The 24,043-nt window shown below is 65.2% G+C and carries 22 protein-coding genes; 7 read left to right on the top strand and 15 right to left on the bottom strand.

Annotated features, from left to right (window positions below; genetic code table 11):
• On the top strand, positions 1–204 hold a 204-nt coding region (locus ABIB42_RS07750; RefSeq protein WP_429248185.1), incomplete at its 5' end, for a hypothetical protein.
• Between the two features lie 276 nt (positions 205–480).
• Here the strand turns inward: ABIB42_RS07750 and proC are convergent.
• Positions 481–1,293 carry a pyrroline-5-carboxylate reductase gene (gene proC / locus ABIB42_RS07745; RefSeq protein WP_429248184.1) on the bottom strand — a complete coding sequence of 271 codons (813 nt, stop codon included), beginning with the start codon at positions 1,291–1,293 and terminating at the stop codon, positions 481–483.
• Between the two features lie 12 nt (positions 1,294–1,305).
• On the bottom strand, positions 1,306–2,007 hold the full coding sequence (locus ABIB42_RS07740) for a YggS family pyridoxal phosphate-dependent enzyme (protein WP_429248183.1): 702 nt from the start codon (positions 2,005–2,007) through the stop codon (positions 1,306–1,308).
• A 74-nt stretch (positions 2,008–2,081) separates the two neighbouring features.
• Between ABIB42_RS07740 and ABIB42_RS07735 the strand changes: the two genes are divergently transcribed.
• Both ABIB42_RS07735 and ABIB42_RS07730 read left to right on the top strand, forming a co-directional pair.
• Positions 2,082–3,125 (top strand): type IV pilus twitching motility protein PilT, encoded by a 1,044-nt coding sequence (locus tag ABIB42_RS07735; RefSeq protein WP_005668052.1) that lies wholly within the window; start codon positions 2,082–2,084, stop codon positions 3,123–3,125.
• Between the two features lie 11 nt (positions 3,126–3,136).
• Entirely contained in the window at positions 3,137–4,273 is a 1,137-nt protein-coding gene (locus ABIB42_RS07730) for a PilT/PilU family type 4a pilus ATPase (protein ID WP_273036535.1), read from the top strand.
• A 69-nt stretch (positions 4,274–4,342) separates the two neighbouring features.
• On the opposite strand, the gene ABIB42_RS07725 is transcribed toward ABIB42_RS07730, so the two are convergent.
• Positions 4,343–6,511: a TonB-dependent receptor plug domain-containing protein gene (locus tag ABIB42_RS07725; protein WP_429248182.1), complete on the bottom strand. Its 2,169-nt coding sequence runs from the start codon at positions 6,509–6,511 to the stop codon at positions 4,343–4,345.
• Between the two features lie 114 nt (positions 6,512–6,625).
• Positions 6,626–8,881, bottom strand: coding sequence for a TonB-dependent receptor domain-containing protein (locus ABIB42_RS07720; protein WP_429248181.1), 2,256 nt, complete (start codon positions 8,879–8,881; stop codon positions 6,626–6,628).
• A gap of 188 nt (positions 8,882–9,069) precedes the next feature.
• Here ABIB42_RS07720 and ABIB42_RS07715 point away from each other — a divergent pair, with 188 nt between their 5' ends.
• Complete coding sequence (locus tag ABIB42_RS07715) at positions 9,070–9,549, top strand: glutathione peroxidase (RefSeq protein WP_273029009.1); 480 nt, start codon at positions 9,070–9,072, stop codon at positions 9,547–9,549.
• A gap of 27 nt (positions 9,550–9,576) precedes the next feature.
• Here the strand turns inward: ABIB42_RS07715 and ABIB42_RS07710 are convergent, their stop codons facing one another.
• From ABIB42_RS07710 to ABIB42_RS07675, 8 genes are all read right to left on the bottom strand, one after another.
• The gene (locus tag ABIB42_RS07710) at positions 9,577–11,577 is read right to left on the bottom strand and encodes an acyltransferase family protein (RefSeq protein ID WP_312488865.1); all 2,001 of its coding nucleotides are present in this window, start codon (positions 11,575–11,577) and stop codon (positions 9,577–9,579) included.
• A gap of 232 nt (positions 11,578–11,809) precedes the next feature.
• Positions 11,810–12,268, bottom strand: a complete 459-nt coding sequence (locus ABIB42_RS07705) for a hypothetical protein (RefSeq protein WP_429248180.1) — start codon at positions 12,266–12,268, stop codon at positions 11,810–11,812.
• 81 nt (positions 12,269–12,349) lie between these two features.
• Positions 12,350–13,276: a DUF2145 domain-containing protein gene (locus ABIB42_RS07700; RefSeq protein ID WP_312488863.1), complete on the bottom strand. Its 927-nt coding sequence runs from the start codon at positions 13,274–13,276 to the stop codon at positions 12,350–12,352.
• The gene (locus ABIB42_RS07695; RefSeq protein ID WP_429248179.1) at positions 13,276–13,737 is read right to left on the bottom strand and encodes a hypothetical protein; all 462 of its coding nucleotides are present in this window, start codon (positions 13,735–13,737) and stop codon (positions 13,276–13,278) included. Before ABIB42_RS07695 ends, ABIB42_RS07700 begins: the two co-directional genes overlap by 1 nt.
• Positions 13,738–13,841: 104 nt before the next feature.
• The gene (locus ABIB42_RS07690) at positions 13,842–14,156 is read right to left on the bottom strand and encodes a hypothetical protein (RefSeq protein WP_109345019.1); all 315 of its coding nucleotides are present in this window, start codon (positions 14,154–14,156) and stop codon (positions 13,842–13,844) included.
• A 96-nt stretch (positions 14,157–14,252) separates the two neighbouring features.
• On the bottom strand, positions 14,253–15,479 hold the full coding sequence (glcF, locus tag ABIB42_RS07685; protein WP_429248178.1) for a glycolate oxidase subunit GlcF: 1,227 nt from the start codon (positions 15,477–15,479) through the stop codon (positions 14,253–14,255).
• Between the two features lie 3 nt (positions 15,480–15,482).
• Positions 15,483–16,556: a glycolate oxidase subunit GlcE gene (gene glcE, locus ABIB42_RS07680; protein ID WP_429248177.1), complete on the bottom strand. Its 1,074-nt coding sequence runs from the start codon at positions 16,554–16,556 to the stop codon at positions 15,483–15,485.
• A 12-nt stretch (positions 16,557–16,568) separates the two neighbouring features.
• Positions 16,569–18,074 carry an FAD-linked oxidase C-terminal domain-containing protein gene (locus tag ABIB42_RS07675; protein WP_429248176.1) on the bottom strand — a complete coding sequence of 502 codons (1,506 nt, stop codon included), beginning with the start codon at positions 18,072–18,074 and terminating at the stop codon, positions 16,569–16,571.
• A gap of 81 nt (positions 18,075–18,155) precedes the next feature.
• Between ABIB42_RS07675 and ABIB42_RS07670 the strand changes: the two genes are divergently transcribed.
• Together ABIB42_RS07670 and ABIB42_RS07665 are read left to right on the top strand one after the other, a co-directional pair.
• Positions 18,156–18,710: a cob(I)yrinic acid a,c-diamide adenosyltransferase gene (locus ABIB42_RS07670; protein ID WP_005668037.1), complete on the top strand. Its 555-nt coding sequence runs from the start codon at positions 18,156–18,158 to the stop codon at positions 18,708–18,710.
• A 3-nt stretch (positions 18,711–18,713) separates the two neighbouring features.
• Entirely contained in the window at positions 18,714–19,430 is a 717-nt protein-coding gene (locus ABIB42_RS07665) for a 2OG-Fe(II) oxygenase (RefSeq protein ID WP_429248175.1), read from the top strand.
• A 56-nt stretch (positions 19,431–19,486) separates the two neighbouring features.
• On the opposite strand, the gene dxs is transcribed toward ABIB42_RS07665, so the two are convergent.
• Genes dxs through ABIB42_RS07650 form a run of 3 tightly spaced genes read right to left on the bottom strand, consistent with a single transcriptional unit; the run spans position 19,487 to position 22,512 of the window.
• Positions 19,487–21,361: a 1-deoxy-D-xylulose-5-phosphate synthase gene (gene dxs / locus ABIB42_RS07660; RefSeq protein ID WP_429248174.1), complete on the bottom strand. Its 1,875-nt coding sequence runs from the start codon at positions 21,359–21,361 to the stop codon at positions 19,487–19,489.
• Positions 21,362–22,261 (bottom strand): polyprenyl synthetase family protein, encoded by a 900-nt coding sequence (locus ABIB42_RS07655; protein ID WP_429248173.1) that lies wholly within the window; start codon positions 22,259–22,261, stop codon positions 21,362–21,364.
• Positions 22,258–22,512, bottom strand: a complete 255-nt coding sequence (locus tag ABIB42_RS07650; protein WP_040777212.1) for an exodeoxyribonuclease VII small subunit — start codon at positions 22,510–22,512, stop codon at positions 22,258–22,260. Before ABIB42_RS07650 ends, ABIB42_RS07655 begins: the two co-directional genes overlap by 4 nt.
• A gap of 367 nt (positions 22,513–22,879) precedes the next feature.
• Between ABIB42_RS07650 and ABIB42_RS07645 the strand changes: the two genes are divergently transcribed.
• Positions 22,880–23,980, top strand: a complete 1,101-nt coding sequence (locus ABIB42_RS07645; protein ID WP_005668024.1) for an aromatic ring-hydroxylating oxygenase subunit alpha — start codon at positions 22,880–22,882, stop codon at positions 23,978–23,980.
• The last annotated feature ends 63 nt before the right edge of the window (positions 23,981–24,043 follow it).

The following is a 24,043-nucleotide window of genomic DNA, read 5'->3' as shown; positions in this document are numbered from 1 at the left end:
TTTTTGGGCTTCTTGGTGGTCATCACTTCGGTCATGGAACAGTCCTTTCGGGATTATTTCATGACCCCGTTCCACACAGAAATTCTGACAGGCTCACCTTGCGGGATCGTTGCCATCTGGTTTTTTCAACACAGTCGGTCGATAACAGACGTACCCATGCTCAGTCAGAGCATTAAAATGGCGGCGTTTTTGCAGAAGGACTGATGCCGCGGCATAAGTCCTTCTTCCCAAAGACCTTTGGTCGCTTATAGTGGATCCTCTCCTTGCCCATAGCCGATCGTCCAAAGGCAGGCGCCATGTATCAATGTTCGCGCAACGTGACCGTAATCCTGCTTGTCTCACGACTGGAGCTCCGGCGGCACCCTACCGCGCGAACTCGGCTGCGGGGAGGCGCTCTTGCAACTGCTCCGCGAGCACCAACAGATCATGTGGTGCTCGCTCATCCGTTGGCGAAATGCTGAACGGTTTTGTCAGGCACGCTTAGCTGCTGCCCAACTCCTCACCCAGCTCGCGCCCACGCGCCGCAGCCGCCTTCATCGCCGCGACAATGGCCTCCTTGACACCAGCCGCTTCCATGCTGGTGATCGCCGCATGCGTGGTGCCGCCCTTCGAGGTCACCCGCTGCCGCAGCACCTCGACCGGCTCATCCGACTGCGCCGCCAGCTGCGCCGCGCCGGTGAAAGTGGCCAGCGCCAGCTCCCTGCCCTGCTCCGCGTTCAAGCCCATTTGCAGGGCCGCCTCTTGCATGGCTTCCAGGAAGAAGAACACATACGCCGGACCGCTCCCCGACACCGCCGTCACCGAATCGATCTGCGCCTCGTCATCCAGCCACACGGTCTTGCCGACCGCGCGCATCACCATGTCGGCCTGCGCGCGCTGGGCTTCGCTCACGCCCGGCTGCGCCGCCAGGCCGGTCACGCCCATACCGATCAGCGCCGGCGTGTTCGGCATCGTGCGCACGACCGCGTCGTAGCCGTTCAGCCAGCGCGACAGGTCGCTACTGCGGATGCCGGCGGCGATCGACAGCACCAGCTGCCGGTTCAACAGCGGCGCCAGCTCGGCCGCGACTTCGCGCATCTGCTGCGGCTTGATCGCCAGCACCACGACTTCGCTCTCCCCGACCTGTTCGTCGATCGCCGTCGCGGTGCGCACGCCGTACTGTTGCGACAAGCGCTCCAGCGCTTCCGGGTTGCGGTCGACGACGTGGATGTTCGCGCCCGAACCCGCCTGGCGGACGATGCCCGAGATGAGTGCGGCTGCCATATTGCCGCCACCGATGAACGTGATCTTCATGTATTTTTCCTGTTAATCGTAATTGCGTGCGCCAAAGATGGCGCTGCCGATGCGCACAATGGTCGCGCCTTCCGCGATCGCCGCGGCCATATCGCCCGACATGCCCATCGACAACGTATCGAGCGCCAGACCGTCGGCGCGCAGGGCGTCGTGCAGCTTGCGCAGGCGGGCAAAGGCAGCGCGCTGCTGCTCCGGTTCCGTGGCGCGTTCGGGGATCGCCATCAAGCCGCGCAGGCGCAGGTTCGGCAATTGCGCCACGGCGCGCGCCAGTTCGGGCAATTCAGCCTCCGACGCGCCGCTCTTGCTGGCCTCGCCGCTGATGTTCACCTGCAGGCAGATATTCAAGGGGCCGAGTTCGGGCGGGCGCTGCTCGGACAGGCGCTGGGCGATCTTGAGGCGCTCGACCGTGTGTACCCAGTGGAAGCTGGCCGCGATCGGGCGTGTCTTGTTGCTCTGGATGGGGCCGATAAAATGCCATTCAACCGGCGCGTCGGGTTGCGCCTGCGCGACGTTCGCGATCTTGTCGAGCGCTTCTTGCAGATAATTTTCGCCGAACGCACGTTGTCCGGACGCCATCGCATCCAGCACGGCTTGCGCAGGAAACGTCTTGGAAACAGCGAGCAATTGCACCTCGTCGCGGACGCGTCCGGCGGCCTGCACAGCCTCCCCGATTGTCGCTTCGACAGCTTGCAAGTTGGCGGCGATTGTGGACATAATGATTTTCTATAGGAAATATTTTTCGAGCGGCGACGATGACAAATACGCACCTCGAGCCACAGGGATTATAAATGGACATTTCGGAATTACTCGCCTTCTCGGTCAAGAACAAGGCTTCGGACTTGCACCTGTCGGCCGGCCTGCCGCCGATGATCCGCGTGCATGGCGACGTGCGCCGCATTAACCTGCCGCCGCTCGAGCACAAGGACGTGCACGGCATGATCTATGACATCATGAACGACGGCCAGCGCAAGCAGTACGAAGAAGTGCTCGAGTGCGACTTCTCGTTCGCGATCCCCGGCCTCGCGCGCTTCCGCGTCAACGCCTTCAACCAGGAACGCGGCGCGTCGGCCGTGCTGCGCACGATTCCGTCCAAGATCCTGACCCTCGAAGAGCTGAACGCCCCGAAGATCTTCGCCGACCTGGCCATGAAGCCGCGTGGTCTGGTGCTGGTGACCGGCCCGACTGGCTCTGGTAAATCGACCACGCTGGCGGCGATGGTGAACCACCTGAACGAGAACGAGTACGGCCACATCCTCACCATCGAAGACCCGATCGAATTCGTGCACGAGTCCAAGAAGTGCCTGATCAACCAGCGCGAAGTCGGTCCGCATACGCTGTCGTTCAACAACGCGCTGCGTTCGGCGCTGCGCGAAGACCCGGACGCGATCCTGGTCGGCGAATTGCGCGACCTGGAAACCATCCGCCTGGCGCTGTCGGCCGCCGAGACCGGCCACCTGGTGTTCGGCACCCTGCACACTTCGTCGGCCGCCAAGACCATCGACCGTATCGTCGACGTGTTCCCGGCCGAAGAGAAGGAGATGGTGCGCGCGATGCTGTCCGAATCGCTGCAGGCCGTGATCTCGCAGACGCTGCTCAAGACCAAGGACGGCTCGGGCCGCGTGGCGGCGCACGAGATCATGATCGGCACCCCGGCGATCCGAAACCTGATCCGCGAAGCCAAGATCGCCCAGATGTACTCTGCCATCCAGACCGGCAGCAATGCCGGCATGCAGACGCTGGACCAGAACCTGACGGAGCTGGTGCGCCGCAACGTGATCTCGACCGGCGCCGCGCGCGCCGCGGCCAAGATCCCGGAAAACTTCCTCGGCTAAGGATCACCCAGATGGAACGCGACCAGGCATCCAAGTTCATGTTCGACCTGCTGCGCCTGATGGTCAGCAAGGGCGGTTCGGACCTGTTCATCACGGCGGGCTTCCCGCCGGCGATCAAGATCGACGGCCGCATGACGCCGGTGTCGAGCCAGGCGCTCACCGCCGGCCACACGGCCGACCTGGCGCGCGCGATCATGAACGACAAGCAGGCGGCCGGCTTCGAGCTCACGCGCGAGGCGAACTTCGCGATCACGCCGGGCGACCTGGGACGCTTCCGCGTATCAAGCTTCATGCAGATGGGTTGCGTGGGCATGGTACTGCGCGTGATCACCACCGCGATCCCGAAGTTCGAAGACCTCGCCCTGCCCGACACGCTCAAGGACGTCGTGATGACCAAGCGCGGCCTGGTGATCATGGTCGGCGCCACGGGCTCGGGCAAATCGACCACGCTGGCGGCGATGGTCGGCTACCGCAACGAGAACAGCTACGGCCACATCATCACGGTCGAGGACCCGGTGGAATTCGTCCACCCGCACCGCAACTGCGTGATCACGCAGCGCGAAGTGGGCGTGGACACCGACAGCTTCGAGGCGGCGCTGAAGAATTCGCTGCGCCAGGCGCCGGACGTGATCCAGATCGGCGAGATCCGCGACCGCGAGACGATGGAACACGCGATCGCCTTCGCCGAGACCGGCCACCTGTGCCTGGCCACGCTGCACGCCAACAGCGCCAACCAGGCGCTGGACCGTATCATCAACTTCTTCCCCGAAGAGCGCAGGCAGCAGCTGCTGATGGACCTGTCGCTGAACCTCAAGGGACTGATCTCGCAGCGGCTGATTCCTAAGAAAGAAGCCAAGGGGCGCGTGGTGGCGATCGAGATCCTGCTGAATTCTCCCTTGATCTCGGACCTGATCTTCAAGGGCGAGGTCCACGAGATCAAGGAGATCATGAAGAAGTCGCGCGAGCTGGGGATGCAGACTTTCGATCAGGCCTTGTTCGACCTGTACGAGGCGGACAAGATCACTTATGAGGATGCGCTGCGCAATGCGGACTCCGTCAACGACCTGCGGCTGAACATCAAGCTCAATAGCAAGCACGCGAAGAACCGGGACTTTTCGAGTGGGACCGAGAAGCTTGGATTGATCTAACGGTAACCCACGGTGGGTTGGCGGCAAGCCGCCAACCCTACCGATCGACTGTCGCCGCCGGGAATCGATCTAGAACCGCGACTCCAGCGTCACCCGCGCCATCGTGTGCCCTTCACTGAAACTGGTCCTGCGCAGCGTCCCGAATTCATCGGTATAGCGCGAATCCGATACCCCATCCTGACGCAGCAGGTTCGACGCCGCCAGCCGCAGCTGGTACTTCGGATTGAACTTCCACAGCGCATACACATCCAGATCGCGCCGCACGCTCTGGTAGCGCGACTGCTCCACATTGACCCGCACCGGGCCGCCGTCCTTGAACGCGAAGCTGGCGCCGGTACTGAGCTTGCCGTCGCGGGTCTTGTAGTCGATCCCGAGCGTCGCCGACAGCGGCACCTGCTGGTCCAGGCGGTTGTCCGGCCCCGGCACCGCGTCCACCTCGGACCAGTTGCGCGACACGCTCGCGCGCAGGTCGATCTCCGGCACGTCTTCCATGACTGCCGACAGCGGGAACTTCGCTTCCAGCTCCAGGCTGCGCGTGAGCGCGTCGCCGTCGTTGACCGGGGTCTGGATCCAGCGGCCGTCTTCCAGGATCAGGCCCTGGCGCGTGTAGTCCTCGATGCGGCGCACCGACACGCTGGCGCTCAGCAGCGCCTTCTCGGCCCACCAGTGCTCGTAGGCGGCGTCGATGCCGGTCGCCAGTTCCGGCTGCAGATCCGGATTGCCGCGGTAGTCGGGATCGGTCTGGCTGTTGTTCGGCGTCGTAAAGCGGCGCGGGATCAGGTTGCTCGCGGACGGCGCCTTGAAGGTGCGGGTCAGCGCCAGGCGCACCTGGTCACGGCTGTCCGGGATCTTGTACAGGGTCTGGGCCAGCGGCGAGAACACGCTGGCGCGGTTGGTGCTGGTTTCGAACGTATTGCCCTCGCTGGTCGTCTCCAGTCCTTCCCAACGCAGGCCGGCATACATCGACCACTGCTTGCTCACGTTCCACTCGTCCTGGATGTACAGCGCCAGGCGCTTGATGGTGGCGTCATACTCCTCGTTCGATATCAGCTCGCGCCCCGCCAGCGGCAACACCTCGACTTCGCCGCGCTCGTCCTCGCGCTGCGTGTAGCCGGCATCCCAGCCCATCGACAAGGAATGGTCTTTCTTCCACGGGGTCGTGTACTTGCCGACCATCGTCAGCCCGCGTTCGTCGGTCGCGCTCAGGACGGTGGAGTCGCGCGCCAGCCGATCCAGGTTGTAGTCGAACTCGCGCCAGTCGCCGCGGTTGCGCGTGCCGTTGGCGCCGAGCTTGAGGTCGAGCTTCGCCCCCTCTTCCAGGTTGTGCACCCAGTTCACGTCCGTGCGCAGCATCGTGTGGTTGCCCTCGTTGTGCATGTCGCGCACGTCGTACGGCGGCGGCGCGCCAAGCTCGGTCGTGGTCACCGCATCGCCCTGGTAGTCGTTGCGATTGTACGAGACCATCGTCTGCCAGCTGACCGTGTCGCCGTTCTCGAGCGTCCAGTTCAGGCGTGGCGTGAGGTTGAAGCCTTTCGGGCTGCCGCTGTCGTTCTGCTCGGTGCGGCGCAGCTGCGTCAGGCGGCCTTGCGGATCGATCTGCGTTTCCTCGTACGGTTGCGGACGGTCGAAGTTGAAGCGCCAGACGCTGGCGCCGAGCGAGTACGACAGCGCGTCGAGACGGTCCGACATGTTCAGGCTCGCGCTCGGGTTGCTGGCGTCCTCGCTCTTGCCGTAGCCGACCCGCAGTTCGCGCTGCGCCTTTCTCACCACCCGCTTGAGCACGATGTTGATGGTGCCGGCGATCGACTGGGTCGAAAACTCGGCGCTGGCCGCGCGCAGGATCTCGATCCGTTCGATGACGTCGGGCGACAGCTGGTCGATGTCGAAGCCGGCCGGGGCCCGCTCGCCATTGATCAGGATTTGCGTATAGCCGCTGCCCAGGCCGCGCATGCGGATTTCGCCCGCCCCGCGGCCGCCGCCACCGCCGACGGTGATGCCGGGCAGGCGCTTGAAGACGTCGAGCACGGAGGTGTCGCCGTAGCGCTTGATCTCTTCGTTCGAGACCACGATGCGGCTGGCGGTGTCGTCGCGCCGCGGGTCGTAGCTGTTGGCGTCGGCCTTGACCTCGACCTTCTGCATGGCATCCGGGCTGACCGGCGGCGGGTCGGATGGCGGGCTGACCTGGGCGGCGGCCGGCAGCGCAGCGAGGGTCAGCGCGATGAGCGTTGGTCGGAGCATGGGATCGGGAACGCAGTGGACAAAAGTCCCCGTATTCTGTCACAGCTTGTTCCACCGAAAGCCGCTTTGCCAGAATTATTCATCCGGCATATCGCCTGTACTGACAGACTGTATTTACCGCGGCCCCATGCCGCCGCCCGGTGGACCGAAGCCCGGCCCGCCCGGGCCACGCGGCCCGCGTCCGCCGACGAAGGTGCCGAAGCGGTACGACAGGCCGACGTAGACCAGGCGCCCGTCCTGGCGGCGCAGGCTGTATTCGCGCAGGGTGTCGGTTTCGGTGATCGACTCCGACTTCTGCGAATCGAAGACGTCGTTGACGTTGACGACCAGGCTCAGGGCCTGGCTCAGGTTGTGCCGGTAGTTCAGGTCCGCGGTGCGGGTCGGCTGGCGATAACCCTCGCCGAACAGCGTCTTGCCCTGGGCATTGAGCACCAGCTGCAGGCTGTTGGCCGGGTTGAACTGGTAATTGAAGCGCGCGCGGCCGGCGATCGAGGTTGCGCTGCGCTTGTCGTCGTTCACGCTGCCCAGCACCGATTGCTCCGAATAGCCGATATTGCCGCTGGCATTGATCGTCAGCTTGGACGTGGCGCGACCGCTGAAGGTGAATTCCAGTCCGCCCGAGCGGCTGGTGCCCGCGTTCTCGCGCGTGGTCAGCAGCACGGTGTCCGAAATGAAGTAGCGGCGCTCCGAGATCAGGTCGGTGTCGCGGCGCGCATACAGGCGCACATTGGTCTCGACGTTGCCAAGCTTGGTCTCGACGCCCAGCTCGAGCGAGTCGGACTCGGTCGGCATCAGGTCGGGATTGCCCGACGAGACGTTCGTTTCGTCGCGGTAGATCACGAAGGGATTCAGGTCCGAGGCGCCGGGACGGCGGATGCGGTGCGCATAGCTCAGGCGCAGCGCCGTGCTATCGGACAGGTCATAGGTGAGGAAGGCGCTGGGGATCGCTTCCAGATAGTGGTTGCCGGCCTTGATCCCGGTCGTGACCTGATCCATGTCGAGATCGGTGTATTCGGTGCGCAGGCCGCCCAGCACGCCCCACTTCTCGCCCAGGCGCATCTGGTAGGTGCCGTACAGCGCCAGCGTGGTGTCGACCAGCTCGAAGCGGTTGGTGCGCGCCGGGTTCACGGTTTCGAACAGTGTGCCCGGATCGACGTCGAGGAAGCGGGTGTCGATCACGCTGCTGTTGCGGATGACCTTGTAGCCCAGCTTGAGCACGCCGGCCTCGCCCGGGCGCTCGTAATCGCCGGTGAGGTCGATGATGCGGGTCTCGTTCAGGTTGTCCTGGCGGGTCAGCGGATCGGACGAATTGATCGGACGCACCGTGTAGTCGCTGGCGTAGCGGGTGTCGCCCTCGCCCCGGGTGCCGGACAGGCGCAGGTCGGTCTTGAAGATCTCGCCCGGCAGCTCGCCCTTGTGGTCGAGGCTCGCGCCCAGGCTGTAGCTACGGTTGTCGGTGTCGCGCACCGTGGATCGCAGGTAGTCGCTCTCGACCGCCCCGGATGCGTCGGTGCCGCGGTAGCGCTCGGACGACAGGCCATCCTGGCGGTTGGCGTTGAAGCTGGCCTTGAGCGACACCACGTCCTTTTCACCCAGGTTGTAGTTGAGCGAGCCGTTGAAGCCGGCCGACTCGGTGTCGTTCTCGCTGTATGAGCTCTGCACGCTGCTGGCCACGGCGCCGGTGGCCGGATCGATGCGGTCGCGCGTCGTCTCGCCGGTCGAACCGCGGCTGTCGCGGCGGCCGAACAGCGCGCCCTGCACGCTCAGGCGTCCGCCCGTGTAGCTGCCGAAGGTCGAGGCATTGAAGCGGCCCTCGGCGCCGGCGTTGGCGTTGACCACGCCGAAGCTGCCCGGCGTGCGCTCGCGCCGCATCACGAGGTTGATGATCGGCCCGCCGCCGCCTTCGTTGCCGAACTGCGCGCCGGGATTGTTGATCACCTCCACCGACTCGAGGTCGGCGGCCGGCAACGCGCCCAGGGCGGCGGCGCGGTTCTCACCCTGCATCATGGCGGACGGCTTGCCGTCGATGAGGATCTGCACATTGCTGCGGCCACGCAGGGTCACGTTGCCGTCCGGGTCGACCGCGACCGACGGCACCTTGTTCAGGGTATCGGCGATGGTGTCGTTGGTGGCGGCAGAATCGCTCTTGACGTCATAGGCCTGGCGGTCGATGCGGTTCGACGAGCGTACCGCGCTGACCGAGACCGTCGACTGGACCGGAACCTCGGCTTCCGGTACGGGGGTAGCTGGCGCAGGCGCGGCAGGTGCGGGGACCGCGGGAGGCTGCTGGACGCTGGCGCTGGCAGGGGCGAGCAGCGTGCCCGCCACGATCGGCGCGAGCAGCAAGACGGAAGAACGGTGACGTGGCATGACAACCCGGGATGCTGGACAATTGGACGAGCGTAATTGTCGCACGCGCTGTGCCCAAAATACGTTAAGAAATGCTAAGACGCAATAAAAGTCACCGCCATGATTCGTGCCGGAAGGTCGCGTCGGGATGCCGTGCACGTCGCGCCGCCTTCGCGTAAACTTGGCGATTCAACCACAAGGAGAACGCCATGACCGCCTACGATTTCAATGCCACCGCTCTCGACGGCCAGCCGGTCGACCTGGCACGCTATCGCGGCAAGGCGCTCCTGATCGTCAATACCGCCAGCGCCTGCGGCTTCACCCCGCAATACCAGGGCCTGGAGGAACTGCAGCAACGCTATGCGGACCAGGGCCTGGTGGTGCTCGGCTTCCCGTGCAACCAGTTCGGCCGCCAGGAGCCGGGCAGCGAGGCCGAGATCGGCGCCTTCTGCGAAAAGAACTACGGCGTCACCTTCCCGATGTTCGCCAAGATCGATGTCAACGGCGACGACGCCCACCCGCTGTTCCGTTTCCTGAAGGGCGAGGCGCCGGGCGTGCTCGGCACCGAGGGGATCAAGTGGAACTTCACCAAGTTCCTGGTGAACAAGGAAGGAGCGGTGGTCAAGCGCTACGCGCCGGCCACCAAGCCGGAAGAACTGAAGGGCGATATCGAGAAGCTGCTGGCGTAGCCGACCAGGTGCGGCCCGAATGGGCTGTCATCCTTGTCGTTGTCGCCGCGGCGTCAACGCGCGCGCGTCGCGTTCCCACGGCAGGTTCAGCTGCCGGATGACCTCTCTGGCCAAGCGCTCGGAGCCGACATGCGAGACGTGGTTGTTATCGATGAACAGCAGCCTGCCGTTTGCATCGTGCGATGAGCAACTGTTGCTGTCGCAGAACAGCTGCAATCCATCGATGACCTTTGCGTACGCATGCGCCTCGGCCAGCAGGTCAGTCTGGTTGATTCGCAGAGCAGCATGTTTCCTGCTCACTTTTTGGACCGTCGCACTGGTGTCGCCGCCGGTTGCGGCGAAGCGGCGAATAGCATAGTCGGCCACGAACTCGGGAAATTTCGGCGTATCGCCAATGAACACGACCTTCTTCCCCGCCTCCTCGAATTTTTCCAGCGTATCGACAATGCGGCGCTTCGTGCGCGTGTGCTCGGCAGGCACGCCATCGATCACATACTCGTCGTGTGGTTTGCTGCCGAGCAGTGCGGAAAAGGCGCCGATCCAGACTACGGTCTGGATGGCATCCTGACGCAGCAGCTGATCGACGAATTGTCGATGACGCGATTCGACACAATTGAATTCCACACCCTTGCGCGTGCGCCATGCACCTTCGACAGGGATGCACCCGTCGCTGAGCACGACATAGAAGGACTGGCCCGACTGACGCAACTCCCGGTCCAGGCCGTGCATCAGGGCGCCTGCATACGAGTCACCCCACAGCACACCGTCGGGTTGGCTCGAGGGGTGGCCGATAATGCATACCTGAGGGCCAAGTGGAGAATCGATCCTGTTCTTCTCGCATAGGCGGTTCCCGCTTCCCAGTTCCTCCTGGGTGGCAAAAGCGTGTTCGATCCCGTCCCATTTTTCTCGCTCGCGAAATCCGTTGGACTGGTAACCGGCGAGTCCGATGCACAGGAAAATGGTCATGCCGACCGCCGAAAACGCGAAGACATGCTGCCTTCCGATACGCTTTCGGTCCCTGAATGGCGTTTCGACGAAGCGCCAGCTCAAATATCCCAGAACGATCGAGGCAAGGGAAAGTGCCGTAAACGTCAGCAATCCGGGATCGTTCGCACTACGTTGTCGCGCCAGCGCAAACAGGGGCTGGTGCCAGAGATAGGTGCTGTAGCTCACCAAGCCGATACCTACCATGGCCTTGCGTGTCAGGAGCCATCCGACCAGGGTGGCTGGCCGGCAGAACAAGATGATCAGCGCCGTCCCCATCGTTGGCGCAAGCGTGTACACGCTCGGAAAAGGCGTCTGGGCATCGTAGATGAAGATACTGGCGCCGATCAGCAGCAGGCCCGCCAGTCCAAGGCATTCAGACCACGCCTTCGACACGTTCCTCCGATCGTTCTTTCCCATATAGATTGCGGCAAGTGCGCCGATACCCAGTTCCCATCCCCGTGTCGGCAGCAGATAGAACGATGCGTCCGGCGCGGCCGGCGTGACGAACTGCGCCAGCATCAGGCTTGCGATAACCAGCAGGAGCACCAATGCCGACACGTTACGCCTGCCCAGGCGCCACGCGAAGAAAAGGAAGATCGGAAACAGGACGTAATACTGCTCTTCGACGGCGAGGCTCCATGTATGGAGCAGCGGTTTGCTCTCGACGGCGGTATCGAAATAGCCACTGGTTTGCCAGAACAAGATGTTCGATGCGAACACCATCACGGCGACAATACTTTTCGAAAAATCCTTGAACTCGGATGGAATCAACCACATCCAGGCGAACGGGAGCGTTGCCGCCATCACGAAGAACAGTGCGGGAAGGATACGTCTGGCGCGCCGCTCGTAGAAATTGACGATGCTGAACCTGCCCTGCTCCATCTCGGACAGAATGATGGAGGTGATCAGGTAACCGCTGATGACAAAGAAGATGTCGACACCGACGAAGCCGCCGCTGAACGCCGAGTAGCCGGCATGGAACAGGATGACAGGAAGCACGGCGATGGCTCGCAAGCCATCGATCTCGGCACGATAATGCATGATAAGCGACTATTTTTCAGGATTGGACAGGCCGCACCCCGGAATCGCGGTCGCGATGCTCAAGGGCGATGGTACCTCTGTGCATACAAACTACTCGGCACTCGAGTTTCCCGAATGTTAATCGCTGAGATATTTACGGTCGAGCCATATTATTATCTTGTTGCAATTTAATCACTGTCTCAATAGCGTGTCGTCGCAGGGGCGGATATCGAGAAACTGCTGCCGCAGTTGTTTATCGGAGCCGCGACCGCACCGCCTCGAGCATGCGTACGGACTCCACCGGATTCGTGTCGCTGCGCCGCTTCATGACCAGGCGTGGGTGGCCCGGCGCCGCGCAAGTCAATGTCGGGCCAGCCGCTTCGAATGAACAGGTGATGACCATGCGCCTGGCCTTTTCTTCTTCCCGCGGATCAAGCGCAATTGGACGGGCCGTCAGCGTATCGCCCTCGACTATCGCACGCAGCGGAAACCCGGCGATTGCCCGCAATCCAGGCTTTCCGTCGTCCTTGCCGTCAATGCGTCTGGCAGGCGGCGCCGAGCCAACCATAATGCCCAAGCCATCCGGCTGCAGATTAATTTCCACCTGCCCAGTTTCGCCGGCAAACAGCGTCTCGGCCGTATCCCAGGTGCCCGTCAGGCACGACGGGAGGAAGTCGGTCGCAGAGGCCGCAACGGCGAGAAGAACATGCATGCCAGCAGCGCCGTCCGCGTGCCCGGCGTAGGCGAGCGCAATGAATGACGTTCCATTCGCCCCCTTTTTCTATTTCAGCGCTCAAGGCGCCAGCACCATCACCTCATCGTCCGGCCCCGGCTCGCACGCCGCGCCAAGCGGCTCCCAGCCGCGCCGCACGACGATGCGGCCCTCGTCGTGGCAGATCTCCACGCGTTGCGTCTGCGGCGCGCGCTGGCGCACGAAGGCTTCGATCGAGGCCGGCACGCTCACCTGCAGCGCGAGGGCGTGCAGGTCGTCCACCGGATGGTCGTCCACATGCACCAGCGGCACGAACTGCCCGGCGAACATCAGCAAGTGTCCCGGCACCCTGACCGGCCCGGCGACATAGCCCTGCGCGCGCAGCCAGTCCTGCGCCCGCTCGCGCACCTGTCCTGCCTGCCCGGCGCCGTGTCCCGATACGCCGCCCCAGGCGCCCGCCAGCAGCTCGGCCACCCACTGGTTGCAGTTCTGGTAATCGGTGCCGAAAGCATAGGCGTTGGCGCTGTACTTCCCCGCCAGCAGCGCCAGCGCCAGCCGCTTGTCGCGCGCGGCGCGTTCGAGCTGCGCGCTGTCCTGCTCGGGCAGGAACAGCAGCGACACATGGCCGCTGGATGGCGCATCGGCGCCAAGCGCGAAGCCCGAGATGCCCTGGTCGAACAGGTGCGGACGGGCGTCGTCGCAGGCATAGTACAGCTGGCGCACGGCCCAGGCGCCGTCGGCATCGTCCCTCAGGGCGACGCCGGCATGCGAATACAGCAGGCCGAAGCGGCTCAGGTCCACGCCGGCGCGGGAAATCAGGGCGACCTTGCCGCCCGAGCGTTCGAGCTCTTGCCGGACCACGCCGGCAAAGCGCAGCACGCGGTCCTGTTCGAGCGCGGTGATGTCGCTCTCGCGCTCGCAGAAGGTCGGCAGGCCGGCCCAGGCCGCGCCGCTGAAGGTGGCGCAGAGGCCGAGCGCCAGCGCGGCGGTCGCCCTGCGCAGCCGCATCAGATGACGACTTTGCGCGACGCCAGGTCGCGCTGCCAGTCGTCCTGCAGCGCCAGGAAGAACGGACGCTGGGTGTCGGCGTGGGCGAATTCGTAGCCATAGACGCGCTCGTTCACGCGCACCACGTCGCCGGCATTGACCTGGCGCTGGACCATGGCGCGGTTCGGCACGTCGAGGAAGAAGGTGCGGGCCTGGCCGGCTTCGGCGCGCAGGGTCAGGCGGGTGGTGTCGGGCTTGTTCGGGGCCTGCGCGATGTCGATCACGCGGTAGTCGCCGGCCGCCACCTTGTTGTCGCCGCTCGAGCTGGTGCTCGAATCGCTGATCGAATCCGAAATGCTGGCCGACGACGCCGAGCCGGCGCTGGAGGCCGACGAGGCGAAACTTTCGGCCTGGACCGGGATGGCGCAGGCGATCGCGAACAGGCCCAGGCACATGGAACGTGAAAAGATTGGCAAGGTCATAAGAGGCTTTCGTTGTCGAGCAAAACGCTCACATGGTACAAGCCCTTGCACTTGAACACCATAGCGCCGTCGTAACCTCTTGTGACAAGCGCACGGATTCGTCGTCAGCGCGTCTGGATGCGCGCCACGCCGTGGATGGTGCAGCCGCGGCTGACGTTGTCGAGGAAGCGGATCGCCTCGGTCATCGAGACGCCCGGCGGCAGCAGGCCGCCCAGCGCGGCGTTCTCGTTCAATTGGTCGAGGCCGTAGGCGATGGCGCGCGAGACGTCGCGCGCCATGCGGCCGTCGCTGTTGTACAGCGCGTCGTAGACGCCGGCGGCTTCCCAGACCGGGACCAGGCCGGGGCTGCTGCTGTCTTCGAAGACCACGGCGGCCGGGCCGCCCTCGTCGTCGCGCACGAGTTGGAAGGTGAAGCTCAAGATCGTTCCTGTAAATTGCCACTGGTTCCCGCCGATTGACGGGTTCGGCGCGATCCTAACACGGCCAGGAAATCGGCGTTGCGCCCGCGCGCGCAATCAGCGCAACGCCCGCTCGAGCAGCTCGACCCAGTGCGTCACCGGCTTGTCCGTGCCCGACTGCAGGTGCGTCAGGCAACCAATGTTCGCCGACACGATCTCCTCCGCGCCGGTCGCATCCAGGCTGGCCAGCTTGCGGTCGCGCAGCGCGTGCGCGATCTCCGGCTGCAGCACCGAATAGGCGCCGGCCGAGCCGCAGCACAGGTGGTTGTCGGCGCACAGCACCACGTCCACGCCGGCCGCGTGCAGCACGGTTTCCACCTTGCCGCGGATTTGCTGGCCATGCTGCAGGGTGCACGGCGGGTGATAAGCCACGCGTGGCGTGCCCTTCCCCTGCGCCCGCGTCCTGATCTGCTCCTCGAATTGCGGCAGGATCTCGGACAGGTCGCGCGTCAGCTCGCTGATGCGGCGCGCCTTGTCGGCGTAATCCGGATCGTGCGCCAGCAGGTGGCCGTATTCCTTGACCGTGACGCCGCAGCCGGAGGCGGTCATCACGATCGCCTCGACCGCGCCCTGTTCCACGTACGGCCACCAGGCGTCGACGTTGCGCCGCATGTCGTCCAGGCCGCCGTCCTGGTCGTTCATGTGGTAGCGCAGCGCGCCGCAACAGCCGGCCTTGGGCGCCACGAGCAGCTGCACGCCGAGAGAATCGAGCACGCGCGCGGTGGCAGCGTTGATGTTCGGCGCCATCGCCGGCTGCACGCAGCCGTCCAGCAGCAGCATCTTGCGCGCGTGAACCCGGGTCGGCCAGCGGCCGGCGGCGCGCGCCGGCCGCAGCTTGTCCTGCAGAGCGGCCGGCAACAGCGGCCGCAGCGCCTGCCCCGCCCTGAAGGCCGGCCTGAACACGCCGGCGCGCGGCAGGCATTCCTTGAGCGTGGTGCGCTTGATCCTTTCATTCAAGGGACGCGGCACGCGCTCGTCGACCAGCTTGCGGCCGATGTCGACCAGGCGGCCATACTTGACGCCGGACGGACAGGTGGTCTCGCAGTTGCGGCAGGTGAGACAGCGGTCCAGGTGGAGCTGGGTCTTGCGGGTCGGCTGCGCGCCTTCAAGCACCTGCTTGATCAGGTAGATGCGTCCGCGCGGGCCATCGAGCTCGTCGCCCAGCAGTTGATAGGTCGGACAGGTGGCGGTGCAGAAGCCGCAGTGCACGCAGGCGCGCAGGATCGCCTCGGCTTCCGCGCCTTCGCGCGTGCCCTTGATGAAGTCGGCCAGTAGGGTTTGCATGGGTCAGGCGCTTTCGGGATACAGGCGGCCCGGGTTGAAGATGTGGGCGGGATCGAAGGCATCCTTCATGCGCGCATGGATGCGCGCCAGCGCCGGCGCCAGCGGCTGGAACACGCCGATCTCCTTGTCGCCGCCACGGAACAGGGCCGCATGGCCGCCGCAGGCTTGCGCCGTGCGCCGGACCGTGTCGGCCGTGGCGGCATCGCCACCGGTGCGCAGCCAGCGCTGGGCGCCGCCCCACTCGATCAGCTGGTCGCCGCCGAGCACCAGCGCGCCGGTGGTCGACGGCACCGACAGGCGCCACAGGGGTTCGCTCCCTGTGAAGAAGGCATGACGCTGTTCGCGCAGGTCGGTCCAGAACGCCGCCGCATCCGGATGCGGCACCGCTTCGCCGCCCAGCAGCCGCATCGCGGCGTCGACCGCCGCCTCGGCGCCGGACAGGCGCAGCGCCAGCTGGCCGCCGCACCAGGCGCTGCCCGACAGCGGCAAGGGCTGGCCGCCCCATTCGTTCAGGCGGCGGATGGCGTCGATCTCGCTCATCTCGAAGCGCAGCGTGGCCTCGGAAAAGGGCCGCGGCAGCACCTTCAAGGACACTTCCAGCAGCAGGCCGAGCGTTCCCATCGAACCGGCCAGCATGCGCGAGACGTCGTAGCCGGCCACGTTCTTCATCACCTTGCCGCCGAACGCCAGCACGTCGCCCTTCCCGTCCAGCAGCCTGACGCCCAGCACGAAGTCGCGCGTGGCGCCGCTGCTGGCGCGCCGCGGACCGGACAAGCCCGCCGCAACCGTGCCGCCCACGGTGGCATTGGCGCCAAAATGCGGCGGCTCGAAGGCCAGCATCTGATTGTGCCGGGCGAGCAGCGCCTCGATCTCGGCCAGCGGCGTGCCGCAGCGCGCCGTGATCACGAGTTCGGTCGGCTCGTAGTCGACGATGCCGGCGTGGTCGCGGGTGTCGAGACCCGCGCCCTGTGGCGCGCCGCCATACCAGTCCTTGCTGCCGCCGCCGCGGATGCACAGCGGCTGGCGATCACTCGCCGCGGCGCGCACCCGTTCCTGGAATCGTTCGATCGTTCCCATATCGGTTCTCGTTCAAAAACGCGGCAGGTCCGGGAACGGAACCTCGCCGTGGTGCACGTGCAGCTTGCCGAATTCGGCGCAGCGGTGCGGGGTCGGGATCGCCTTGTCCGGATTGAGCAGCGCGACCGGGTCGAAGGCGTGCTTGACCGCGAAGAAGGCGTCGAGTTCCTTGCGGCCGAATTGCACGCACATGGAGTCGATCTTTTCCATGCCCACGCCATGCTCGCCGGTGATGGTGCCGCCCACTTCGACGCACAGCGCCAGGATCGCCGCCCCGAAGGCTTCGGCGCGCTCGAATTCGCCGGGCGCGCTGGCGTCGAACAGGATCAGCGGATGCATATTGCCGTCGCCGGCGTGGAACACGTTCGAGCAGCGCAGGCCGTAGGTTTGCTCCATCGCCGCGATGCCGGCCAGCACCCGCGCCAGCTGCTTGCGCGGGATGGTGCCGTCCATGCAGTAGTAATCTGGCGAGATGCGGCCCGCCGCCGGGAAGGCGTTCTTGCGGCCGGACCAGAAGCGCACCCGCTCCGCTTCGCTCTGCGACACCGCGATCGCGGTCGCGCCGGCGCGCGCGAGCACCGCGCTCATGCGCGCGATTTCTTCGGCCACCTCGAGCGCCGTGCCGTCGGCCTCGCACAGCAGGATGGCGGCGGCGTCGAGGTCGTAGCCGGCCTGCACGAAGGGCTCGACCATGCGCACCGAGGTGCGGTCCATCATCTCGAGGCCGGCCGGGATGATGCCGGCCGCGATCACGTCGGCCACCGCATTGCCGGCCGTGACCACATCGCTGAACGACGCCATGATGACCTGGGCCAGCGCCGGCTTCGGCACCAGCTTCACGGTCACCTCGGTGACGATGCCCAGCATGCCTTCGGAACCGATGAACACCGCCAGCAAATCCAGGCCTGGCGCATCGAGCGCTGCGCCGCCCAGTTCGATGATATCGCCCTCGATGGTGGCGACCCGCACCCGCAGCACATTGTGCACCGTCAGGCCATATTTGAGGCAGTGCACGCCGCCCGAGTTCTCGGCCACGTTGCCGCCGATGGTGCAGGCGATCTGCGACGACGGGTCGGGCGCGTAGTACAGGCCGAACTGGGCGGCGGCTTCGGAGATCGCCAGGTTGCGCACACCAGGCTGGACGACGGCGGTGCGCGCCAGCGGGTCGACGCGCTTGATCTGGCTCATGCGCGCAGTGGACAGCACGACGCCGTCGCGGATCGGCAGCGCGCCGCCCGACAGCCCGGTGCCGGCGCCGCGCGGCACGATCGGCGCCTGCAATTCGCGGCAGACGTCGAGGATGGCCAGCACCTGCGCCTCGTCGGTCGGCAGGGTCACGACCAGCGGCAGCTGGCGGTAGGCGGCCAGGCCGTCGCATTCATAGGGCCGGGTGTCTTCGGGGTCGGACAGGACAGCGCCCGCCGGCAGGCGCGCGCGCAGGGCCGCCGCCACCTGATTGCGCCGCTCGGTGGGGTCATGCGTGGCGACTGGGCCTGGATGGGAGACGAGGTCGTGCATGCTTCGATTGTAAGCACAATTACCACGTTTTGTCGTATGCTCGTCCCATCGTTTTTTCTCACCAACGCATAAGGCAACATCATGGGCAACCGCCTCTCGAAAATCGCGACCCGCACCGGCGACGATGGCAGCACCGGCCTGGGCGACGGCAGCCGCACCGGCAAGGACAGCGCGCGCATCCACGCGCTGGGCGAAGTCGACGAGCTCAACTCCTTCGTTGGCCTGCTGCTGTGCGAAGACATGCCGGCTGCATTGCGCGAAGAGCTGGTCTCGATCCAGCACGACCTGTTCGACCTGGGCGGCGAGCTGTGCATCCCCGGCTACCAGATGATCAAGGAAGAACACGTGGCGCGCCTGGACGGCCTGCTCGAGAAATACAACGCCGACCTGCCGGTCCTGAAGGAATTCATCCTCCCGGCCGGCTCGCGCGCGGCCTCCACCGCCCATGTCTGCCGCACCGTGTGCCGGCGCGCCGAGCGCGCCATCGTGGCCCTGTCGAAGGCGGAGCAGATCCACGCCCACCCGCGCCAGTACGTCAACCGCCTGTCCGACCTGATGTTCGTGCTGGCGCGCGTGCTGAACCGCCATGCCGGCGGCAGCGACGTGCTGTGGCAGCACGAACGCAAGCGGGGCTGATCCATGGACGACAAGGTGATGGATGACTTCATCGGCGTCTATGACGACGCGCTCAGCGCGCAGCAGTGCGACGCCCTGCTGGCGCGCTTCGAGGCCAGCGACAAGGTCGTGCGCGGGCGCACCGGCAACGGCGTCGACGTCGACAAGAAGGACAGCTACGACATCACCATCAACCTGCACCGCGAGTGGGACGACGTCACCCAGTTGCTGCTCGAGACGATGACGCGCCACCTGGTGCAGTACGTCGACCGCTACCGCATGCTGCTGATGGGGTCCCTGTCGCCGACCCTGGAGCATCCGCAGACCGGCACGCCGACGGTGCTATCGATGGACAACTTCGAGGAAGTGGGCCGCCCATATATCGAAGACCTGGTGCGCGTGCTGTACCGCCCCGGCACCATCAACCTGCAGAAGTACCGGCAGAATAGCGGCGGCTACCACCACTGGCACTCCGAGATCTATCCGCAGAACGCCAGCTGCGATTCGCTGCACCGCGTGCTGTTGTGGATGTTCTATCTCAACGACGTGGACGATGGCGGCGAGACCGAGTTCCTGTACCAGGGCCGCAAGATCGCGCCAAAAAAGGGGCGGCTGGTGATCGCGCCGGCGGGCTTTACCCATACCCACCGCGGCAATGTGGCCAGGAGCGGCGACAAGTACATCGCTACTTCCTGGATCCTGTACCAGCGCGCCGAGGCCTTGTTCGGGCAGCCGGGATAAAAAAACCGCTTTCTACGGAAAGCGGTTTTTCTTTCGTGCCTGCGCGTATCGCGCAATCAGCCGTTATTCACCACCAGCCGCGGCTCGCCCTGCGCCACCAGACGCGCGCGGATCGATGCTGCGATGCCCTTGGCATCCAGGCCCACCGACGCCAGCAGCGCTTGCGGATCGCCCTGGTCGATGAAGTTGTCGGGCAGGCCCAGGTTCAGCACCGGCTTGGCGATGCCGGCGGCGGCCAGCGCTTCCATCACGGCGGCGCCGGCGCCACCCATGATGCAGCCCTCTTCCACGGTCACCAGGAACTCGTGCTCTTGCGCCAGGCGCTTGACCAGTTCGACGTCGAGCGGCTTCACGAAGCGCATATTGGCCACCGTCGCATCGAGTTCGTCGCCCGCCTTCAGGCTCGGCGCCACCATCGAGCCGAAGGCCAGGATCGCGACGCCCTTGCCGGTGCGGCGCACCTCGCCCTTGCCGATCTCGATCGAGCTCAAGGCCTCGACGATCGGAGCGCCGACGCCGGCGCCGCGCGGATAGCGCACCGCGGCCGGGCCGGGATAGTGGTAGGCGGTGGTCAGCATCTGGCGGCACTCGTTCTCGTCCGACGCGGCCATCACGACCATGTTCGGGATGCAGCGCAGGTAGGCCAGGTCGTAGTTGCCGGCGTGGGTCGCGCCGTCGGCGCCCACCAGGCCCGCGCGGTCGAGCGCGAAGGTCACGTCCAGGTTCTGCAGCGCCACGTCGTGGATCAGCTGGTCGTAGGCGCGTTGCAGGAAGGTCGAATAGATCGCGACCACGGGCTTGAGGCCCTCGGTGGCGATGCCGGCGCCGAAGGTCACCGAGTGCTGCTCGGCGATGCCGACGTCGAAGTAGCGCTGCGGGTATTCCTGGTGGAAGCGCACCATGCCCGAGCCTTCGCGCATGGCCGGCGTGATGCCGACCAGGCGCTTATCGGCGGCGGCCATGTCGCACAACCAGTTGCCGAATACCTCGGTATACGTGATCTTGCTCGGCGCGGTGGACGGCTTGATGCCCTCGAGGTGGTTGAACTTGCCGGTCCCGTGGTACAGGATCGGCTCGGCCTCGGCCAGCTTGTAGCCCTGGCCCTTCTTGGTCACCACGTGCAGGAATTGCGGGCCCTTGAGCTTCTTGATGTTTTCCAGCGTCGGGATCAGCGAATCGAGGTCGTGGCCGTCGATCGGGCCGATGTAATTGAAGCCGAACTCCTCGAACATCGTGGCCGGGACCACCATGCCCTTGGCGTGTTCTTCGAGCTTGCGCGCGAGATCCAGCACCGGCGCCGGCAGCACGCTCTTGCCCACGTTCTTGGCGGCGGCGTAGAACTGGCCCGACAGCAGGCGCGCCAGGTAGCGGTTCAGGGCGCCCACCGGCGGCGAGATCGACATGTCGTTGTCGTTCAGGATGACCAGCAGGTTGACGTCGTCCTCGACGCCCGCGTTGTTCAGCGCCTCGAACGCCATGCCGGCGGTCATGGAGCCGTCGCCGATGACGGCGATCGCATGGCGGTCCTCGCCCTTGATCCTGGCCGCGGTGGCCATGCCCAGCGCCGCCGAGATCGAGGTCGACGAGTGGGCGGTGCCGAAGGTGTCGTACTCGCTCTCGTCGCGCTTCGGGAAGCCCGACAGGCCGTTCAGCTGGCGCAAGGTGGGCATGCGGCCGCGCCGGCCGGTGAGGATCTTGTGCGAATAGGTCTGGTGGCCGACGTCCCACACGATGCGGTCGCGCGGCGTGTCGTACACATAGTGCAGCGCGATCGTCAGCTCCACCGTGCCAAGGTTGGACGACAGGTGGCCGCCGGTCTTGGACACCGACTCGAGCAGGAACTGGCGCAGCTCGTGCGCCAGCGGGGTGAGCTGGGTGCGCGGCAGCTTGCGCAGGTCGGATGGGTCGTTGATTTTTTCTAGCAGGTTCATTTAGGCCTTCCGCTGCACGATCAGGTCTGCCAGTTCGCGCAGACGCTGTGCTTTGTCTCCAAATGGCGCCAGCGCTTCGTGCGCGTCACGCCGCAGTTGTTCGGCCAGCGCGCGCGATGGCTCCAGGCCGAGGATCGACACATAGGTCGGTTTGTTGTCGGCCGCGTCCTTGCCGGCGGTCTTGCCCAGCGTGGCCGAATCGGCGGTGGCGTCGAGCACATCGTCGACCACCTGGAACGCCAGGCCTACAGCGGCGGAATACGCGTCCAGCGCTTCGAGTTCGTGCGTTGCCAGGTCGCGCCCGGCGAGCGCGCCGAGCAGCACCGACACGCGCAGCATGGCGCCGGTCTTCAATTGGTGCATGAGCTCGAGCTGTTCGCGGGTGAGCGACAGGCCGACGCTATCGAGGTCGATCGCCTGGCCGCCGCACATCCCGTTCGAGCCGGCGGCCTGCGCCAGCAGGCGCACCATCGTCAACTGGCGCGCCGGCGGCACCGCCGCGGCATCAAGGCTGGCCACCACCTCGAAGGCTTGCGCCTGCAGGGTGTCGCCGACCAGCAGCGCGGTCGCTTCGTCATAGGCCACGTGCACCGTCGGCTTGCCGCGGCGCAGGGCGTCGTCGTCCATGCACGGCATGTCGTCGTGCACCAGCGAATACACGTGGATCATCTCGACCGCGCTCGCGACCCGGGCCAGCGCCGCGGGGTCGGCGTCAAACAGCGCGCCGGCGGCATACGCCAGCAGCGGGCGCACGCGCTTGCCGCCGCCGAGCGTGGTGTAGCGCATCGCCTCGTGCAGCTTGTGCGGCACCCGGTCGGCGGGCGGCAGGAAGGCGTCAAGCGCTTCCTCGACCCTGGCCTGGACGTCGCGGGTCCAGGCGCTGAAATCCTGCACCGTCATTGCGTGACCTCGTCGTCGCTGAATGGCTTGAGCATGTCGCCCTCGAGCACCTTGACCTGGGACTCGACTTTTTCGAGCTGGGCGGCGCAATACTTGACCAGTTCGGAGCCGCGCGCATAGGCCGCGACCGAGGCTTCCAGCGGCAAGGCGCCGGATTCCATCTGTGTCACGAGCTGGGCCAGTTCGGCCATCGCCTGCTCGAAGGATTGCGGAGGCGCCGCGGCTGCTGCCGGCGCGCTGTCCGCTGTCATATTCTTTGCCATAAGTCGGTTTCGTGAAGGCGCCCAGTTGTGCGCCGTGGGTCAGTCCAATCGCGTATTTTAGATCAATCCCACCCCACGGGGGGCGCACATTGCAGCATTCACAACTGGCAGGTGCGTCAGGAATCCGGCCGACGCCCTTTATTTGTCCCCTCCCTGCCCCTGTTCCAATATGAAAACCATGCCTCATCGGCAACACATCAAGCGCCGCGCACCACAATCTCGCGCCGGCCCAAGACGGTAGAGCCTGTTACGCAGTATAATCTCCGGTTCTGTCCGAAATACCGTATTCCTCTACTTAAATACTGGTCTTTGGATTCTTTCTCTTCTTTGGAAGCTACCTTAAAGGGGGGTTGGGATGTCCGATCTGGCTACCCACGCCAAGCTGGCGCGCTCGAACGCACAGCTTCCGGTAAATGTTTATTTTGACGACGCGCTCCTCAAGCGCGAGATGCAGCAACTGTTCCACAATGGCCCGCGCTACATCGGCCATGAATTGATGGTGCCGGAAACCGGAGACTTCGCGACGCTCGCCTCCGAACACGAAGGCCGCATGCTGGTGCGTAACGCGGGCGGCATCGAAGTGCTTTCCAACGTCTGCCGCCACCGCCAGGCGCTGATGTTCAATGGCCGCGGCAACGCGAAGAACATCGTGTGCCCGCTGCACCGCTGGACCTATGACCTGAAAGGCGAATTGATCGGCGCACCGCATTTCGCGGACACGCCGTGCCTGAACCTGTCGAAAACCCCGCTGCAGAACTGGAACGGCCTGCTGTTCGAACAGAACGGCTACAACGTGATGGAAAAGCTCGGCAAGCTGTCGGTGACGAAAGACCTCGACTTCTCGGGCTATATGTTCGACCACGTCGAGATCCACGAGTGCGACTACAACTGGAAGACCTTCATCGAGGTCTACCTGGAGGATTACCACGTCGAGCCGTTCCACCCGGGCCTGGGCAACTTCGTCTCGTGCGACGACCTGAAATGGGAATTCGGCAGCGACTACAGCGTGCAGACCGTGGGCGTGAACCGCGCGCTGCAGAAGGCCGGCTCGCCGGCCTATAAACGCTGGCAGGAGCAGGTCCTGAAGTTCAACAACGGCCAGCCACCGAAGTACGGCGCGATCTGGCTGACGCTGTACCCGAACATCATGGTCGAGTGGTATCCGAACGTGCTGGTGGTGTCGACCCTGTGGCCGGACGGCCCGCAGAAGACCCGCAACGTGGTCGAGTTCTACTACCCCGAAGAGATCGTGCTGTTCGAGCGCGAATTCGTCGAGGCCGAGCGCGCCGCCTATATGGAAACGGCGGTCGAGGACGACGAGATCGGCCTGCGCATGGACGCCGGCCGCAAGATCCTGCTGGCGCGCGGCGTCAACGAGGTCGGTCCGTACCAGTCGCCCATGGAAGACGGCATGCAGCACTTCCATGAGTGGTATCGCAGCAGGATCGCGTTGTAACCTTCAAGTCGTAAAACCGGCGCCGCACCCCGGCGCCCGGACCGCGCGGCGGCGATGCCGCAT

It is taken from the genome of Massilia sp. UYP32 (assembly GCF_050434365.1).
Lineage (GTDB): Bacteria > Pseudomonadota > Gammaproteobacteria > Burkholderiales > Burkholderiaceae_D > Telluria > Telluria timonae.
This window is presented reverse-complemented; position numbering and strand designations above follow the sequence as displayed.